Source organism: Pseudomonas sp. Je.1.5.c (assembly GCF_051129895.1).
Taxonomy (GTDB): Bacteria; Pseudomonadota; Gammaproteobacteria; order Pseudomonadales; family Pseudomonadaceae; genus Aquipseudomonas; species Aquipseudomonas urmiensis.
In genome coordinates this window covers 34139-51116 of the sequence record NZ_JBCPSP010000041.1, presented here as the reverse complement: position 1 = coordinate 51116, position 16978 = coordinate 34139, and the positions used below count along the sequence as shown (strand labels likewise).

The following is a 16978-nucleotide window of genomic DNA, read 5'->3' as shown; positions in this document are numbered from 1 at the left end:
CACGCGTGGGAGCGGGCTTGCCCCGCGATGCTTTTGGCTGCTTAACAAAACATAACGTCCCACTCGTTGTGTTCCTCAAGAAATCCCCGATAGGATGGCCCAAAGCTATTGCAGGGCTCTGGCACAGGGTTTTCGCAGTGCCTGCAATGAATTGACCCACTTACAAGAACACAACAGGGGACGGTCATGAGGGAGCGGGGAATGGCGCAAGCCAGGCGTGGTGCCTGGCCGCTGGCGACCGGCGCGATGCTGGTGCTGGCACTGGGGATGTGGACAGGCAGCGTTGAAGCTGCTGCTGCCGACGAGTATTCGACCGAATCTGCCAAGGCTAGCGATAGCCTGCTGATCGACGCTGCCCATGCCGGCAAGCGTCTGGTGGTGGTCGGTGATCGCGGCCATATCCTGTTCTCCGACGACCAGGGCAAGACCTGGACCCAGGCCCGGGTGCCCACCCGGCAACTGCTCACCGCAGTGTTCTTCCTCGACGACAAGCGCGGCTGGGCGGTCGGCCACGACGCGCAGATCCTTGCCAGCACCGATGGCGGCGCCACCTGGAGCAAGCAGTTCGAAGACCTTTCCCGCGAAGCGCCGTTGCTCGACGTCAAATTCCTCGACGCCCAGCATGGCTTTGCCGTGGGCGCTTATGGTGCGCTGCTGGAAACCACCGATGGCGGCCAGCATTGGCAGGACGTCGCCAAGCGCCTGGACAACCCTGATCAGCTGCACCTCAATGGCATTGCCGCAATCAAGGACGCCGGCCTGTTCATCGTCGGTGAGCAGGGCAGCATGTTCCGCTCCAGCGATAACGGCCAGAGCTGGACCACCGTGCAAGGCCCCTACGAGGGCTCGCTGTTCGGCGTGATCGGCACCGCCCAGGCGCAGACCCTGTTGGCCTATGGTTTGCGCGGCAACCTGTACCGCTCGACTGATTTTGGTGACAGCTGGCAACAGATCGATCTCAAGGCCGCGCGTGGCCCGCTCGAATTCGGCCTGGCAAGCGCTACGCTTCTCGATGACGGCAGCCTGGTGCTGGTCGGCAATGGCGGCAGCGTGCTGCGCAGCCATGACGACGGCCAGAGTTTCACGGTCTACAACCGCGCTGATCGGATTGCCCTGGCTGGGGTCAGTGGCCTGGCCGATGGCGGCCTGCTGCTGGTCGGCCAAGGCGGGCTGTACCTGGCCAACGGCGAAGGTGCCGAAGAGGTGCGGCCATGACTCGCCAGGAGAGCTTTGACATGCACCAGCACCATCAGGACAAGGCCACGCTGCTCGAACGGCTGATCTTCAACAACCGCCCGGTAGTGATCGGCCTGTGCTTGTTGGTGAGCATCTTCCTGTTCTGGCAGGCCACGCAGATCCGGCCATCGACCAGCTTCGAGAAGATGATCCCGCTCGAGCACCCGTTCATCGAACAGATGCTCGAGCACCGCAACGACCTGGCCAACCTCGGCAACACCGTGCGCATCTCGGTCGAAGCGGTCAATGGCGATATCTTCGACAAGGACTACATGGAGACCCTGCGTCAGATCCATGACGAGGTGTTCTACATCCCCGGCGTCGATCGGGCCGGGCTCAAGTCGCTGTGGAGCCCCAGCGTGCGCTGGACCGAGGTCACCGAGGAAGGCTTTGCCGGCGGCGAGGTGATCCCCAATACCTACAACGGCTCGGCCGACAGCCTCGACCAGTTGCGCGACAACGTGCTCAAGTCTGGCCAGGTCGGGCGCCTAGTGGCCAACAACTTCAAGTCGAGCATCGTCGATGTACCGCTCTTGGAGAGCTACCCCGACCCGCAGGATCAGGGTAAGCAGATCAAGCTCGACTACCAGCAGTTCTCCCATCAGCTGGAAGAGAAGATCCGTGACAAGTTCCAGGCGCAGAACCCCAATGTGAAGATTCACATCGTCGGCTTCGCCAAGAAGGTCGGCGACCTGATCGATGGCCTGGTGATGGTGGCGCTGTTCTTTGGCGTGGCGCTGGTGATTACCTGGATCCTGTTGTACTGGTTCACCTGGTGCATCCGCAGCACCATCGCCGTGCTCATCACCACCTTGGTGGCGGTGGTCTGGCAGCTTGGGCTGATGCATGCGGTGGGCTTTGGTCTTGACCCGTACTCGATGCTGGTGCCATTCCTGATCTTCGCTATCGGCATTTCCCACGGGGTGCAGAAGATCAACGGCATCGCCCTGCAATCGAGTGGCGCCGACAATGCCCTGACAGCTGCCCGGCGCACCTTCCGCCAGCTGTTCCTGCCGGGGATGATCGCCATCCTCGCCGACGCCGTGGGCTTCATCACGCTGTTGATCATCGACATCGGCGTGATTCGCGAGCTGGCCATCGGCGCTTCGATTGGCGTGGCGGTCATCGTCTTCACCAACCTGATCCTGCTGCCGGTCGCCATCTCCTATGTGGGCATCAGCAAGAAGGCGATCGAGCGCAGCAAGAAGGATGCGACCCGCGAGCATCCGTTCTGGCGCCTGCTGGCCAATTTCGCCAGCGCCAAGGTCGCGCCGATCTCCATCGCCCTGGCCTTGGTCGCCTTCGCCGGTGGTCTGTGGTACAGCCAGAACCTGAAGATCGGCGACCTGGACCAAGGCGCGCCTGAGCTGCGCCCGGACTCGCGCTACAACCAGGATAACCACTTCATCATCAGCAACTACTCGACCAGTTCCGATGTCCTGGTGATCATGGTCAAGACCCCGTCGGAAAGCTGCTCGATCCACTCGACCCTGGCGCCGATCGACGAGCTGATGTGGACCATGCAGAACACCCCGGGGGTGCAGTCGGCGATCTCCCTGGTGACGGTGTCCAAGCAGATGATCAAGGGCATGAACGAGGGCAACCTGAAATGGGAGACCTTGTCGCGTAACCCGGATGTGCTCAACAGCTCGATCGCCCGGGCCGATGGCCTGTACAACGCCGACTGCTCGCTGGCACCGGTGCTGGTGTTCCTCAACGACCACAAGGCCGAGACCCTGGAGCGGGTGACGGCGGTGGCCAAGACGTTTGCCGACAGCCATAACAAAGAAGGCCTGCAGTTCCTTCTGGCGGCGGGTAACGCAGGTATCGAGGCGGCCACCAACGAGGTGATCAAGTCGGCCGAGTTGACCATCCTGATCCTGGTCTACCTGTGCGTGGCGGTGATGTGCATGATCACCTTCCGCTCGTTTGCCGCGACCTTGTGTATCGTTCTGCCGCTGGTACTGACCTCGGTGCTGGGCAATGCGCTGATGGCCTTCATGGGCATTGGCGTGAAGGTCGCTACCCTGCCGGTAGTGGCGTTGGGGGTGGGGATTGGCGTGGACTACGGCATCTACATCTACAGCCGCCTGGAGAGCTTCCTGCGGGCTGGGTTGCCGTTGCAGGAAGCCTATTACCAGACCCTGCGCTCGACCGGTAAAGCGGTGCTGTTCACCGGTTTGTGCCTGGCGATTGGCGTGTGCACCTGGATCTTCTCGGCGATCAAGTTCCAGGCCGACATGGGCTTGATGCTGACCTTCATGCTGCTGTGGAACATGTTTGGTGCGCTGTGGCTGCTGCCGGCGCTGGCGCGGTTCTTGATCAAACCGCAGAAGTTGGCGGGCAAGGAGGGCGGCTCGATCTTCGCTCATTGATCGGTGTACGGGGGCCGCAAAGCGGCCCCACAGGTATACTGCGGGTCTTTGCTCCCCAGGTACCCCTTCGATGACCACCCTCGCCACCGCCCTCGAATCCAGCGACATGCTCCTGATCGACGGCCTGCACGCCTTCGACTTCACCTTCAATGCCAACGGTCTGCTGATCGAATGCATGGACGGCCGCGACCTCAAGCGCTGGACCTTCACCCCCGAACAAGTCGCCGCGGCAATCGGCGCGGGTGAACAGTGGCGCCTCAACGATGATCAGGGCGAGCATCAACTAGTCTGTATGAGTGCCGTGTACGGCTCGGACGATGACGATGAATACGACGATGATGAACCGGACCTGGAAGTGCCTGCTGGCCGCTAGTCTGATGAGCCTTGTTCTCCAGGCCCACGCCGTGACCCTGCTGGTGGGCAGCTACACCGACGGCGCCAGCAAGGGTATCTACCGCTACCATTTCGACACTGAGCGCGGCCAGATCGATACCCAGCCGCTGCAAGTGGTCAACAGCGTCAGCCCGTCGTGGCTGGTGCTCTCTGCTGACCAGCGCCTCTTGTTTGCGGTCAATGAAACGCCCAAGGGCCAGGTCAGCAGTTTTGCCCTCAGCAGCAAGGGCGAGATCAAACCGTTGAACCAGGTCGCCAGCCAAGGCGATGAGCCGACCCACGCCAGCCTCAGCCACGATCAGCGCTACTTGTTCGTCGCCAACTACGCGGTCGCCGCCGACCCGGGCGGCAGCCTGGTGGTGATCCCGGTGGCCAAGGACGGCAAGCTCAAGCCGATGGTACAGCAGGCGCGGCATGCGCCGAGCAAGGTCAACCCCGAGCGCCAGGCCGGCGCCCATGTGCATTCGCTGGTGCCTTCGCCTGAAGGCCGCCACCTGTATGCCAGCGATTTGGGCGCGGACAAGGTGTTCATCTACCGCTACGACGGCGCCAGCACCGAACAGCCGCTGAGCGCGGCGATTCCGGCCTCGGTCAGCCTGCCGCCAGGCAGCGGGCCGCGGCATTTGCTGTTCGATGCCAAGGGCCAGCACGCTTATCTCACCCTGGAGATGAGTGGCGAAGTGGTGGTGTTCGATGTTGAGGATGGCGCCCTGATCGAGCGCCAGCGCCTGCCCTTGAGCGAACGCCAAGACGCCGCTGCAAAAGCGTCGGGTGGCTTGCATCTGTCGGTCGATGGACGCTTCTTGTATGTCAGTAACCGCGGTACGGCGAATGAAATCGTGGTGTATGCGGTGGCCAAGGACAACGGCCAGCTAACCTTGCTGCAGCGCCGTTCGGTCGAGGGCGATCATCCGCGTGAGTTCGCCCTGGATCCCAGTGGCAACTACCTGCTGGTGGCCAACCAGAAGAGCAACCAGATCGTGGTCATGCGCCGCGACCCGCGTAGCGGCAAGCTCGGGGAGACGGTACAGAAGCTGGCCCAGGATGCGCCCTCGGACCTCAAGTTCATCGAGTGACTATCAACAGGGGCTATCAACAGCGACTATCAACCGGGGTGATAATTGCTACTGCTGCAATAAATTTCAGTGGCAGACCTTGGCGGCGTAAGTTTGACCCAAGGCCCACCCGGGCCATTGTCAAACCACCGATGTCGAGGTCAGCCCAGATGAACTTCAATCTCTTCCCGGTTATCGCCGCTTCCGCCATTTCCGCCTCGGTTGTGCTACCGACGCATGCCCATGCCGACACCAGCCGCAAGGCATCTGCCACCCACAGCTATACCGAGCAGTACCTGCGCCAGAGTGCCCATTTTCATGCGGCGTTGAGTGGCAAGAACGGCCTCTGATCCCGATGTCAGCACTGAACCTGTGGGAGCGGGCTTGCCCGCGAACAATACCCTGCGGTGTATGGCCAAGGCTTTGCCCTGGTTCGCGGGCAAGCCCGCTCCCACAGGTTCCGCTCTCAGGCTGATAGCTATTTAGCCATAACGGCCTTGAACAGCTCTGAAGCCAGCCACCCCTGCAACCAGCTCCGCACCCGCGGATAAGCCGCCTCGGCGAACCACTGCGGTTCGACCCCGGCAAACTGGCGCATAAGGGGTAGCAGGGCGGCATCGGCCAGGCTTGGATGCCCGGCAAGCAGATAAGGCCGGCCTTCGAGCAGGCCTTCAAGCTCCGCCAGCCAGGGCTCGGCCTGCTGGCGGTAATGCTCACGCGAATGCTCGGGGTAGCGCTCGGCATACTTGTACAGGTTGACCTGGGCCTTGAATACGCTGTCGTTGCGTGCGATCAGGGCCTCAGCGTGCTGCGCCGCAGCCGGGTCTGCTTGCAGCCGCCAGTCCTGCGGATCGTTCTGCGCCAGTGCCCAGCGCATGATATCCAGGCTTTCTTCCAGTACGCCGTCGGCAGTCGCCAGCACCGGCACCGTGCCCTTGGGCGACAGTGCCAGCAGTTCGGCCGGTTTGTTCTTCATTGCCACTTCACACACCTGCACGGCGCAGCCGGCATAGCGCAGGGCCAGGCGCGCACGCATGGCCCAGGGGCAGCGGCGGAACGAGTAGAGGATCATCCGCAGACTTCCACATCGCTCAAACCGTTGCCCTGACGGCGCACCTGGATCTGCACCGGAATCCGTTCGTGCATCTCCTGCACGTGCGAGATCACCGCGACCTTGCGGCCCTGGGCCTGCAAGCCATCGAGGGCGTCCATGGCCAGTTGCAGCGACTCAGGATCAAGGCTGCCAAAGCCTTCGTCGATGAACAGCGACTCGATGCGCAGGGTACTCGAAGCCATCGAGGCCAGGCCCAAGGCCAGGGCCAGCGAAACCAGGAAGGTCTCACCGCCAGACAACGAGTGCACCGAGCGCAGCTCATCGCCCATCTCGGTGTCCAGCACCAGCAGGCCAAGGGCACTGCCGCCGCGTTTGAGGCGGTAGCGCTTGGCCAACTGGCGCAGCTGGCTGTTGGCGTGGTGCAGCAGCAAGTCGAGGTTGTAGCCCTGGGCGATCTTGCGGAACACATCGCCAGAGGCCGAGCCGATCAGGGCATTCAAGCGCGCCCAGCGTTGCCACTGTTGATAGGCCTGCTCGATCTCTGCGGCCAGGGCCTGATGCGCTTGCTGGCGACGCTGGTCGTCGGCCTGTTGCGCGCGCAGTTCGGCGCACTGGTGTTCATGCACGGCCAGTTGTTGCTGCAGCTGGCTGAGGGTCTGCTCCAGCTCTTCAATGGGCATTTCGCTGATGGCGTGCTGGTTGTGCTGTTGCAGGCGCTGCTGGCGCTCTTGCAGCAGTACGCGGCCTTGTTCGATGGCTTTGTCGGCAGCTTGCACGCGTTGGCGTAGCTCGGCCACTGCGCCATCGTCGATAGCCAGCAGCCGGTCCAGGCCTTGGTCGTCCAGCTCCGGATGATCGGCGCGCCATTGGCTGATTTGCTGTTGCAGCGCCTGGTGCTCCTGCTCCAGGGCCTCGCGGCGCTGTTGATTGGCCTTGAGTTCAGCGGCCACTTGCAGGCTTTGCGTGTTGGCCTCCTGGAGCGCCTGGGCAGTGCTGGCTTCGCTGCTGCGCGCCTGTTCTACCTGCTGCTCCAGATGCTGCTGCCAGGCTTGGGCATTGGCGTGCTCGGCCAACAGTTCGGCCAGGGTCGCGCGCGCTTGTTGCTGTTGCTCGGCAAGGCTGGCCAGTTGCTGTTGCAGCTCGCCCAGGCGTTGCAGGCGCGCTTGCTGCTGGTCGCGCAGGCGTTCCAGTTGTTGCTGGCGCTGCTGCTGTTGTTGCTGTTCGTCCTGTTGCTGCTCCAGCTGGAGCATGCGCTGGGCCACCTGCTGATCCAGCGCCAGGAAGGCATGCGCAGGTTCGTCGCGCAGGGCCTGGAGAATGTCGGCGGGCAATACCCCGGCAAAATCAGCCAATGCCTGCTCCAGGCGCTCCTGGTCGGCGTCGAGTGCCTGGTGCTGCTGGTCGAGGCGCCTCTGGGCCTGCTGTTGCGCTTCGTTGGCGGCCTGTAATTGCTGGGTGAGGCGGGCAGCGTCCTTTTGCAGGGTCAGCAGCGCGCTCTGGCGTTGTTCGTCGCGGCTGATCTCGCCGTCCAGACGGCGCAATTGGCCCTCCAGCCAGCTGCTGCGGGTGCTGTCGTCCTGAGCGCTGAGCGACGGCCACAGGGCATGCGCCTGCAACTGCTGCTGCAGCGGTTGCAACTGCTCGGCCAATTGCCCCTGCTGGTGCTGGTACTCCTTGACCTGGCCATTGACCATACCGACCTGGGTGCGCAGGTCGATCAGGCGGGCATTGAGGCTTTCCACCTGAGCCAAGGCAGCGGCTTCTTCGGCCTGGTCATGTCGGCCAAGGCTATTGAGCAGCGCCTCGGGCTGATGGAACGGGTGCTCGGCGCTGCCGCAGACCGGGCATGGCTCGCCATCGCGCAACTGGGCGCGCAGTTCTTCGACGCTGGTATTGCGTGCCAGGCGCTGGCGTTCGAGCAACTGGCGGGTCAGCGTCAGGGCTTGCTCGGCGGTTTCCAGCTCGGCCTTGGCCGACTGGCCTTCGGTGATCAATTGCTGGCGTTGGTGCAGGCCCTGTTGCTGACGTTCGCGCAGCGACTGGATGTTCTGTTGCAGCTCTTGCTCACGGGCGTACAGGCGTGACAGTTCTTCCACGGCGCGCTGCTGCTTGCGGTTTTCCTGCAGCATGGTACCGAGCAGGTCGAGCTGTTCGGCCAGCGCCTGCGGCTCGGCGCCAGCTTCACGGAACAACACCTCGAAGGCGTCGCGCTGTTCCTGCAACTGGGCATTGGCCTGGCTGGCCTGGGCTTGCAGGCCGGGCAGTTCAGCGCGGCCCTGGCTCAGGCGATTGCCGATTTGCAGCAGCTGCTGCAGTTGCCCGCGATAAGCCTGCCAAGCGCTGGCCAATGCGGCCAGCGGGGCGCTGTCGGCCAGGGCGGCATCGATTGCGGCCAGTTGCTGCTGGCTGCGTTGTTGCTGCTCGTCGAGCTGCTGCAACTGCTGCTGAGCGTCACTGACGGCCTGCTCGGCGTCTCGGGCGGAGTCGCCGAGCTTGGCCGACTCACTGTCCAGACGCGCCAGGTTGTCCTGGGCGGCGAAGGCCTGGCGCAGGTGCGGGGCGCTGTCGCTTTGCACGGTCTGGGCCTGGCTCAGCGCCTGGCGTGCCGCTTGCAGGGCGTGTTGCAGCTCCAGGGCGCGTGCTTGCAGGCTCTGTTGCTGGTCTTGCTGCGCCGCAAGCGCAGCAGCCAGCGGCGTGAGCTGGCTGGCCAAGGCTTGCTGGCGATGGAACGGGTGGCGCTGCGGCGCCAGGCGTTCCAGGTGCTGCAGATCCAGGCGCGGTCCGGCCAGTTGTTGCCAGTCGTGCTCAGCGCTTTGCAAGGCTTGGCTGGCAGCGCTGTGCTGGGCTTGCAGTTGGTGCTGTTCATTGAGCCAGGCGCGTTGCTGTTCCAGTTGGCGCTCGCGCGCCTGCTCGGCCTTGAGCGCTTGTTGCGCCTGCTCCAAGCGCTGATCGAGCTCGGCGCGAGCCTCCACGGCCATCGGCAGCAGGTGGCTGGCGCGGTCCTTGAGGGCGTTGTGGGCTTCGCCCGCTTCTCGCGATTTACTGAATGCACGCTGACCGAGGCGGGTATAGATCGCAGTGTTGGTGAGCTTTTCCAGCAGTTCGCTGCGCTCTTTGTCGTCGGCCTTGAGGAAGGCGCTGAACTCGCTCTGGGCCAGCATCACCGCGCGGGTGAACTGCTCGAAGTTCAGGCCAAGGCGCGCTTCGACCAATTGCTTGTATTCGTTCTTGCCGCTGCCCAGCAGCTGCTCGCTGTCCAGGTCGTAGAGGCTCTGGCGGCTGTGCTGCAGCTTGCCGTTGGCCTTGTCGCGGGCGCGGTTGGCCTCCCAGCGGGCGCGGTAGCGGTGGCCGTCGATACCCACGAAGTCGACCTCGGCAAAACCGCTGCCGGTGCCCCGGCGCAACAGGTTGCGCGGATCGTAGGTGGGGATGTCGCCGTCGGCATCGGGCACCTTGGCCTCGCGGCCGATCGCATTGAGGCGCGGCACGGTGCCGAACAAGGCCAGGCACAGGGCATCGAGCAGGGTACTCTTGCCCGCGCCGGTCGGGCCGGTAATGGCGAACAGACCAGCGCTGGCCAAGGGCTCGGCGGTAAAGTCGATGTCGATCGGGCCGGCCAGCGAGGCGAGGTTCTTCAGGCGAATGGCAAGGATCTTCATGGCTGCTCCTGCTCCAGCTGGACATCCTGCAGGAGCAGGGCGAAATCGCTCAGGGCCTGCTCGTCGACGGGATTGCCGTAGGCTTGCTCCCAGGCCCGGCTGAACAAGTCCTGCGGGGTCATCTGGCTCAGCTCGACGAACTCCAGCTCGTCCTCCTCCAGTGTCCCGCGCCCGGCATATTCGGCACTGATGCGCACCAGGCGCACGGCCTTGCCTTGCAGCGCCGTTTCAATCTGCTGGCGCAGGTCTGGCTGTGGCTCGTCCAGGCGCACCCGCACTTCCAGCCAGGGCTGGCGATTGGGGTCTTCGAGCAGGTCGATCACCGGCAGCTCGGCGAGCAGTTCGAGCAGCTCGGCCAGCGGCGCCGGGCCCATGCGTTGCAGGGCTACAGCGCGGGGCACCGGCCGCGGTTCGACGCTGACCAGCTCGGCACCTTCGAGCTCGACTTCCAGCACCTGGTGGGGGTAGTTGATTTCCGCGAACGACAGCGGGATCGGCGAGCCGCTGTAGCGGATGCGTTCTTCGCGATTGACCTTCTGCGGCTTGTGCAAGTGGCCCAGGGCGACGTAGCTGATGGCCTTGTCGAACAGCTTGGCCGGCAGCGCCTCGGCGTTGCCGATGATCAGGCTACGTTCGGAGTCTTCGGAGATCGAGCCGCCTGCCATATGCGCGTGGCTGATGGCGATCAGCGCCTGGTCTTTCTTGCGTTTGGCCTGGCCGGCAGCGATCAGTTGCTGGTGCACCTGGGTGATGCCTTGCAGGTAGTCATCGCCCAACTGCGGGCCGGTGACTTCGGCAGGGCGCAGGAACGGCAGGGCCAGGCACCAGGCGCTGACCTTGCCACGGGCGTTGGTCAGGGGGATCAGCAGGCGTTCGGCGTCCAGCTGGCCTTCGTCGAGCCAGTGCACCCGGCCCAGGGCGTGGGTGCGCAACCGGCGCATCAGCGCGGCAGGCAGCTCGATGCGCGAGCCGGAGTCGTGGTTGCCGGCGATCATCACGATGTCCAGCTTGGGCTGTTGCTCGTGGGCCTGGACGATGAATTCGTAGAGGCGTTCCTGGGCTTTGACCGGCGGGTTGACCGTGTCGAAGATATCGCCAGCGATCAGCAGCGCGTCGGGCTGGCGCAGTTTCAGCTGGCCGAGCAGCCAGTGCAGGAAACAGGCGTGTTCGAAGTCGCGTTCCTGGCCATGCAGGCTTTGGCCCAGGTGCCAGTCGGAGGTGTGAAACAGACGCATGGGTGACCTGTAGGTGTTGAGTCGGGGTTGCTTGCGATGGAATTTTTGCGGGTGGGTATGGTAACCCAAGTTGCGATCAGCAATGTGCGGTGGATGTGCGGGCCTCATCGTGGTACGAGGCCCGAACCCACGCCAGCGAAACGCTACTTGGGATAAAGCGGCGGCAAGCTGCCGCTATCCCCAGTCGGCGCGAGCAATTGCTCGGCTGGCGGGATGGCCCCAATCGCCCGCCACAGCTCATCGCCATGCCAATACTGGCCGCTCTCGCTATACAACGCGCCATTCAATCCATCCAGCGCATCCGACAACGGCACAAAGCGCGCCGCCATTTCGGCCAGGGTTTCGGGCTGCTGGCGTGCCCAGGCATCCAGCGCCTGTCGGGTAGCCTGCGGATCATTGGCCTGACAGGCGCGCTTGAGGTCATCGAGCAAGGTACGCGGGCTCGGGCCAGCCTGCGCCGCGCGCAACACCGCTGGCTGCGAGCGTGCGCGCCACCACAAGGCAAAGCCGAGCAGCGTGGTCAATGCCAACACCAGGGTCGCCAGTTGCCAAGGCCACAGCAGGGTGCTGGCAGAGCTGCTATCACCCACCGGGGTTTCGGCACTCAAGGCAGGGTTGTCCTGCACGTTGAGGCTGCGCGCCGGCAGGCTGCTGTGTTCCAGGTGATCCTCGCGGGTGTTCCACCAGGTCACGTCGACGGTCGGCAAGGTCAGCTCGCCGCTGTGGGTCGGTACCAGCGCTTCACGTTCTTCACGGTTGGCGGTCATGCCGCGCTCGTTGATCTCGTTACGCAGCAGTGGCTGGTCAGGGTAGCGGCGCAGGCCAAGGATTTCGGTGGCCGGTAGTGGCGGCAACTGAGTGCTGGACAGGCCATCGGCGCGCAGGGTGACGCTGCGGGTCATTGAATCGCCGATCTGCACCGTTTGGGTGCTGGGGTCGGGGTTCCAGCGTTCTTCCAGGGTCAAGCTGCGTGCTGGCAGCCACGGGGTGTCGGCAGGATAGTTGGCCGGGATCGGCCGCACGCTAAGACGCAGCGGCAGCGAGCTGACTTGTATCTGGCGACCGGCGCGCTGCTCGGCGCTGTCGGCGGCGGTGGCGGTGAAGGTCAGCGAGGGGATATCGAGGCTGCCGCTGTGCTGCGGATAAACCGCATAGCGGGTTTCGATGACGCCGTGGCGCACGCCGTCGATGTCTTTTTCATAAGTGCGCGACTCGCCCAGCGGCTCGACCTTGGCGTTGTCCAACTGCAGTGGGGTGAGGCTGCTGTCGTCGTACAGCGACACCGAATGGTAAATGCGCAGGGTCAGCACGGCCTGGGCCTGAACGTAGACCTCAGTGCTGTCCAGGGTCGCTTCGATGAACACCTTGGCGGCGCTGTCCGGGCGGCTGGCATCGGCTTGGAGTACTTGCAGGTCGATGGGCAGGCTATGCGACTGGCCCAGTTGCAACGCGGGGATGCTCAAGCTGCCGCTGCGCCGCGGCAGCAGGGTGATGATCCAGCGGGTGCTGGCGCGGGTTTCGCCATCGAGGGTGTGCAGGCTGTTCAGCTGACGGGTGCCGCGCACTTCGAAGTCGGCATCCAGGGCACGCAGGTCGGGTTTGCCGAACTGGGTGACATCCTGGCTTTCGAGGATCAGCTCCAGGGTTTCCCCGGCTTGCAGGCGGCTGCGATCGACGCTGGCTTGCAGGGTCGGCTGGGCGTGGACCTGGACGATCCATAGCAGGGTGAGGAGCAAGACGCCGAAGCGACTCATCGTGGGTTTTCCTGATGCAATTGCTGTTCATACCAGAATTTGCGCCGCAACAGCTGCGCTGGATTGTCCGGAATCTCTCGTAGCCACTGCTCCAACGCCTGGCGTTGTTCGGCATCCAGGCTGGTGGCAGCCGGGCGTTGCGGCGGCTGGGTAAGGCTGTCGTCATCGCCGGCCTGATTGCCTGGCGGCGGCGGGCCGTTGCTGCTGTCGCCTTGCTCCTGGCCGGGCGCTTGCTCCTCGTTGCCGGGGGTGGCTTGCGCCTGATTGGCCGCCGAGCTGCTGTTACCGTCGGTTTCGCTGCCTGGGGTGCCTTGGGCATCGCTGCTGGCTTGTTGCTGTTCGGCCTTGGCTTGACGCTGCAGCAACAGTTGCTGGACCAGGGCCTGGTTGTCCAGTGCCGCTTGCAGTTCCGGTTGGCGCTCAAGGGCCTGCTCGTAGGCGTCCAGGGCTGCCTCCAGCTGATCGGCACGGGCCAGGGCATTGCCTCGATTGTAGTGGGCGGCGGCCGTGCTGCCTTGGGCAAATGCCTTGGCCGCACCTTCATAGTCACCGGCCTGGTACAGGGCTATGCCACGCCATTGCGGATCGTCGAAGTGGCGTGCGGCCTCGGCCGGGCGTTGTTGCTCCAGCAGGCGCTGGCCTTGCTGGTCAGGGCGCAGCCACAGGTCGTTGAATTCGAACGCCTGGCTCGGTTGCGGCAGCGCCAGCAGCAATGGCAGGCAAAACAGCCAGCCGCGCCGTCCGGCACAGGCAGCCAGCAACAAAAGCGGCAGCAGTAGCCAGTAGCCCTGGTCGGCCCAGCTGTCCAATTGCACGGTCTGGCCATCGTTGCGCAAGCCGCGCGGATTATCGAACAGGCCCAGGCCGCGCAGGTCCAGGTCGTCGATGCGAGCGTGGCGATAGCGCCCGCCAGTGCCGTTGATGAAGGCTTTGAGGCTGGCGCTGTCCAAACGGGGGAGGAGGATGCCGCCTTGCTCATCCTTGAGGTATTCGCCATTGACCTGGCGCACCGGCGCGCCCTCGCTGCTGCCGATGCCGAGCATCAGCAGGCTAGGGCCCTGGCGGCCTAGCGCCTGCTTGATGCCGTCGCGCTCCTGATCGCTCAAGGCCGAGCCGATCAGCAATAGGCGGCCTTGGCCCAGGCCACTTTGGGCCAGTAATGCCAGACCTTTGTGCACTGCAAGGTCCGCGCGCTGGCCCGGCTGGGGCATGATCGACGGGTCGATCGCTTCCAGCAGGTTGCGCGTGGTACCGAGGTCGTCGGACAGCGGCACCAGGGTGTGGGCGCTACCGGCATAGACGATCAACGCGGTCTGGCTGTCGCGGCGGTGTTCGAGCAGGTCGAGCACCTTGCGCCGAGCCTGCTCCAGGCGATTGGGCGGGCTGTCTTCGGCGAGCATCTGCGGGGTTAGCTCAAGCATGATCACCAGTGGGTCGGCGGGGCGTTGGCGGGATTCTTCCACCCGCTGCCAACTGGTGCCAAGTAAGGCCAGGACGATCAGTAACCAGGCCAGGCCCAAGGCGATCCACGGCAACTTGCTGTTGCTGCCACTGCCGCCGCCAAGCAGTACCGCATGAAATTGTGGCGGCAGGATCATCTGCCAGCGCCCGGCGCGCTTGCGCCGGTGCCAGAGCTTGAACAGCAGCCAGGCGAGCAGCGGCACGACCAGCAGCCAGAGCGGGCGCAACCATTGTGGCCAGAGATCGATCATCGCCGCCTCCTAAGCCGTAGGCGTTTCAAGCGCTCGCGCCATTGCGGGTGCGGTTGCAAGAAGCTGGGGCGACGCAGGACCCGCTGCAACAGGTTATCCGGCCATTGCACGGCGACTACCAGCAACACACTCAGCAGCAGCGCCAGGGCCAGCGGCCAGGCATACAGCTCCTTGGCAGTGCGCGCCTGGGTCGGTTGCTGGGCCACCGGCTCCAACTGATCGAGGGTGTCGCCGATCGCATCCAGCTCGGCGCCGTCATGGGCGCGGAAATAGCTGCCCTGGGTCAGTTCGGCGATTTCCCGCAGCGAGGCTTCATCCAGGTCCAGGCTCGGGTTCAGCCCCAGCAGGCCAGGAGTGCCGCTGGCCTCGGGGTTGGCGCCGATGCCGATGGTATAGATGCGCACGCCTTCCTGGGCGGCCAGGCGGGCAGCGGTCAGCGGATGGATCTGCCCGCCGTTGTTGGCGCCGTCAGTGATCAGCACCAGTACTCGGCTCTGTGCCGGGCGTTGGCGCAGGCGCTTGACGGCCAGGCCAATGGCATCGCCAATCGCCGTGTTCTTGCCGGCGATGCCGATCTGCGCTTCGTCGAGGAAGGTGCGTACGGTGCGCCGGTCGAAGGTCAGTGGCGCTTGCAGGTAAGCCTCGCTGCCGAACAGGATCAGGCCCACCCGGTCGCCCTCGCGGTCCTGGAGGAAATCGCCGAGCAGCGCCTTGACCAGGTCCAAACGGCTGATTTCCTCATCCTTCCACAGCATGTCGGGGAAATCCATCGACCCGGAGACATCCACGGCCACCAGCAGATCACGCCCGCTGGCCGCCACCGGCACCGGCTCGCCGAGCCATTGCGGGCGGGCGGCGGCGATCAGCAGCAGCAGCCAGATCAGGACGTAGGGTGCCTGCTGGCGCCAGGTCGGCAGGTTCAGTCGCGCGCGCCGGCCGGCCAGGCCTTCGAGCTCATTGAGAAAGCCAACCTTGAGCACCGGCTCACCGCTGTCGGCGGCCGGCAGCAGCAAGCGCGCCAGCCACGGCAGCGGCAGCAGCAGGAAGATCCACGGCCAGGCCAGCTCAAACATGCTTGCGGATCCAGGTTTCGACCGCCTGGCTGAGCCCGGCGATCGCTTTGTCGTCGAGCTTGCACTCGGGTTTGTAGGTGCCTTCGACCAGTACCATCCAGCGGGTCAGGCCAGCAGCGGGGCAGCGGTTGTCGAGAAACGCCAGCCACTGGCGGCCGCTGAGCGTGTGGCTGTTGGCGCCGGGGTAGTGGTTGCGGCACAGGCGTTTGAGCAGGGCGTTGATCTGCTGCAACCAGGCGCCTGCGGGTGCGCCGTCATAGGGGCGGGGCAGGCGTGCGAGCTCGGCCAGGGCTTCCACCCGTACCGGGTCCAGGGGTTGTTCGGCGCGCACGATCCGCCGCTTGCCAGGGCGCCATTTACGCACCCGCCACAGGCCCCAAGCGAGCAGCGGCAGCAGCGCCAGTAACACCCACCAGCCGGGTGCAGGTGGCCACCAGCCAATCGCCGCGGGGGCGATCAACGGCTGCAGCGAATCCAGCGGGTTCATGTGCTGCTCCCTGGGCGCTGGGCGTTGAGGTACTCGCGCAGCTGCTCGATCATCTCGCTTTGGGTGCTCAGTGGCATCAGCACCACGCGCAGCTTTTGCGCCAGCAGCTCCCAGCGCTCGATCCGCGCTTCGGCCTGCTGGTGGTAGGTGCGGCGCAGGTTGGCGTCGAGGGTGTCGAGTTCGAGCTGGGCGCCGCGCTGGGCGAAGCGCAGCAGGCCGGCGGCGGGCAGGGCATGGTCAAGTGGATCGGAGACCGGCATGAGCAGCACGTCGCAGTGGCGTGAGAGCATCGACAGGTGCTGCTCGACGCCCTCGCTGAGTGCGCGTTCGTCGCAAATGACGATGGCCAAGCTGCCCGGGCGCAGCACTTCGCGCGCCCGGCGCAGGGCCAGGGCCAGGCTGTCGGCCTGCGGCACCGCTTCGGTGTGCAGCGCCTGGTTGACCTTGGCCAGCCGGTTGAGCAGTTGCAACAGGCTCTGCTTGCTGCGCCGCGGCTTGACTTCATGGTGCTCGTTATCGCCGAACACCAGGCCGCCGATACGGTCGTTATGGCCCAGCGCGGCCCAGCCGAACAGCGCCGCAGCCTGGGCCGCCAGGACCGACTTGAACATCAATCCGGAGCTGAAGAACAGCCGCTGGCTCTGCTCGACCATGATGAAGATCGGCCGCTCGCGCTCCTCGTGGAACAGCTTGGTATGCGGCTCCTGGGTACGCGCGGTGACGCGCCAGTCGATGTTGCGCACATCGTCGCCAGCCTGATACACACGCACCTGGTCGAAGTCCACGCCACGGCCACGCAGCTTGGAATGGTGCAGGCCGACCAATGGGCTGCGCTGGCCGGGCCGCGAGAACAGCTGGATCTCGCGCACGCGGTGGCGCATGTCGATCAACTCGCCGAGGCTGGTGCGGATACCGGGTTCGGCCAACGTCGCAGTGGGCATGGGC

Annotated in this window: 13 protein-coding genes; 5 read left to right on the top strand and 8 right to left on the bottom strand. The window is 64.7% G+C overall.

Translation table 11 applies throughout. The features are described from left to right. The first annotated feature begins 186 nt into the window (after positions 1-186). The 5 genes from AAZU54_RS22710 to AAZU54_RS22690 all read left to right on the top strand — a co-directional run bounded on the left by AAZU54_RS22710 (position 187) and on the right by AAZU54_RS22690 (position 5409). Positions 187-1215, top strand: a complete 1029-nt coding sequence (locus AAZU54_RS22710) for a WD40/YVTN/BNR-like repeat-containing protein (RefSeq protein ID WP_434727709.1) — start codon at positions 187-189, stop codon at positions 1213-1215. A gap of 20 nt (positions 1216-1235) precedes the next feature. Continuing rightward, the gene (locus AAZU54_RS22705) at positions 1236-3611 is read left to right on the top strand and encodes an efflux RND transporter permease subunit (protein WP_186557286.1); all 2376 of its coding nucleotides are present in this window, start codon (positions 1236-1238) and stop codon (positions 3609-3611) included. A gap of 70 nt (positions 3612-3681) precedes the next feature. Then, a complete protein-coding gene (locus AAZU54_RS22700) occupies positions 3682-3984 on the top strand; it encodes a DUF5629 family protein (RefSeq protein ID WP_186557285.1) in 303 nt (100 codons plus the stop codon). Continuing rightward, entirely contained in the window at positions 3950-5080 is a 1131-nt protein-coding gene (locus tag AAZU54_RS22695) for a lactonase family protein (RefSeq protein ID WP_434727710.1), read from the top strand. The genes AAZU54_RS22700 and AAZU54_RS22695 overlap by 35 nt, the downstream gene beginning before the upstream one ends. Positions 5081-5229: 149 nt before the next feature. Next, complete coding sequence (locus AAZU54_RS22690; RefSeq protein WP_405128820.1) at positions 5230-5409, top strand: hypothetical protein; 180 nt, start codon at positions 5230-5232, stop codon at positions 5407-5409. Positions 5410-5537: 128 nt separating this feature from the next. Here AAZU54_RS22690 and AAZU54_RS22685 read toward each other — a convergent pair whose 3' ends face one another. From AAZU54_RS22685 to AAZU54_RS22650, 8 genes are all read right to left on the bottom strand, one after another. Then, complete coding sequence (locus tag AAZU54_RS22685; protein WP_186557283.1) at positions 5538-6131, bottom strand: glutathione S-transferase; 594 nt, start codon at positions 6129-6131, stop codon at positions 5538-5540. Then, the gene (locus tag AAZU54_RS22680) at positions 6128-9772 is read right to left on the bottom strand and encodes an AAA family ATPase (protein ID WP_434727708.1); all 3645 of its coding nucleotides are present in this window, start codon (positions 9770-9772) and stop codon (positions 6128-6130) included. The genes AAZU54_RS22685 and AAZU54_RS22680 overlap by 4 nt, the downstream gene beginning before the upstream one ends. After that, positions 9769-11007: an exonuclease SbcCD subunit D C-terminal domain-containing protein gene (locus AAZU54_RS22675; protein WP_434727707.1), complete on the bottom strand. Its 1239-nt coding sequence runs from the start codon at positions 11005-11007 to the stop codon at positions 9769-9771. The genes AAZU54_RS22680 and AAZU54_RS22675 overlap by 4 nt, the downstream gene beginning before the upstream one ends. A 143-nt stretch (positions 11008-11150) precedes the next feature. Continuing rightward, positions 11151-12761 (bottom strand): BatD family protein, encoded by a 1611-nt coding sequence (locus AAZU54_RS22670; protein ID WP_392467605.1) that lies wholly within the window; start codon positions 12759-12761, stop codon positions 11151-11153. Next, a complete protein-coding gene (locus AAZU54_RS22665) occupies positions 12758-14473 on the bottom strand; it encodes a tetratricopeptide repeat protein (RefSeq protein WP_434727706.1) in 1716 nt (571 codons plus the stop codon). Before AAZU54_RS22665 ends, AAZU54_RS22670 begins: the two co-directional genes overlap by 4 nt. Then, positions 14470-15546 carry a vWA domain-containing protein gene (locus AAZU54_RS22660; protein WP_186557278.1) on the bottom strand — a complete coding sequence of 359 codons (1077 nt, stop codon included), beginning with the start codon at positions 15544-15546 and terminating at the stop codon, positions 14470-14472. The genes AAZU54_RS22665 and AAZU54_RS22660 overlap by 4 nt, the downstream gene beginning before the upstream one ends. After that, positions 15539-16033, bottom strand: coding sequence for a DUF4381 domain-containing protein (locus AAZU54_RS22655; RefSeq protein ID WP_186557277.1), 495 nt, complete (start codon positions 16031-16033; stop codon positions 15539-15541). Before AAZU54_RS22655 ends, AAZU54_RS22660 begins: the two co-directional genes overlap by 8 nt. After that, entirely contained in the window at positions 16030-16974 is a 945-nt protein-coding gene (locus AAZU54_RS22650) for a DUF58 domain-containing protein (RefSeq protein ID WP_186557276.1), read from the bottom strand. The genes AAZU54_RS22655 and AAZU54_RS22650 overlap by 4 nt, the downstream gene beginning before the upstream one ends. Between the last annotated feature and the right edge of the window lie 4 nt (positions 16975-16978).

Coding starts and splice junctions, on each gene's coding strand:
- AAZU54_RS22690 (WP_405128820.1), top strand. CDS start 5,230: ATGAACTTCAATCTCTTCCCGGTTATCGCCGCTTCCGCCATTTCCGCC.
- AAZU54_RS22675 (WP_434727707.1), bottom strand. CDS start 11,007: ATGCGTCTGTTTCACACCTCCGACTGGCACCTGGGCCAAAGCCTGCAT.
- AAZU54_RS22655 (WP_186557277.1), bottom strand. CDS start 16,033: ATGAACCCGCTGGATTCGCTGCAGCCGTTGATCGCCCCCGCGGCGATT.
- AAZU54_RS22705 (WP_186557286.1), top strand. CDS start 1,236: ATGCACCAGCACCATCAGGACAAGGCCACGCTGCTCGAACGGCTGATC.
- AAZU54_RS22710 (WP_434727709.1), top strand. CDS start 187: ATGAGGGAGCGGGGAATGGCGCAAGCCAGGCGTGGTGCCTGGCCGCTG.
- AAZU54_RS22685 (WP_186557283.1), bottom strand. CDS start 6,131: ATGATCCTCTACTCGTTCCGCCGCTGCCCCTGGGCCATGCGTGCGCGC.
- AAZU54_RS22665 (WP_434727706.1), bottom strand. CDS start 14,473: ATGATCGATCTCTGGCCACAATGGTTGCGCCCGCTCTGGCTGCTGGTC.
- AAZU54_RS22650 (WP_186557276.1), bottom strand. CDS start 16,974: ATGCCCACTGCGACGTTGGCCGAACCCGGTATCCGCACCAGCCTCGGC.
- AAZU54_RS22695 (WP_434727710.1), top strand. CDS start 3,950: ATGAACCGGACCTGGAAGTGCCTGCTGGCCGCTAGTCTGATGAGCCTT.
- AAZU54_RS22660 (WP_186557278.1), bottom strand. CDS start 15,546: ATGTTTGAGCTGGCCTGGCCGTGGATCTTCCTGCTGCTGCCGCTGCCG.
- AAZU54_RS22700 (WP_186557285.1), top strand. CDS start 3,682: ATGACCACCCTCGCCACCGCCCTCGAATCCAGCGACATGCTCCTGATC.
- AAZU54_RS22680 (WP_434727708.1), bottom strand. CDS start 9,772: ATGAAGATCCTTGCCATTCGCCTGAAGAACCTCGCCTCGCTGGCCGGC.
- AAZU54_RS22670 (WP_392467605.1), bottom strand. CDS start 12,761: ATGAGTCGCTTCGGCGTCTTGCTCCTCACCCTGCTATGGATCGTCCAG.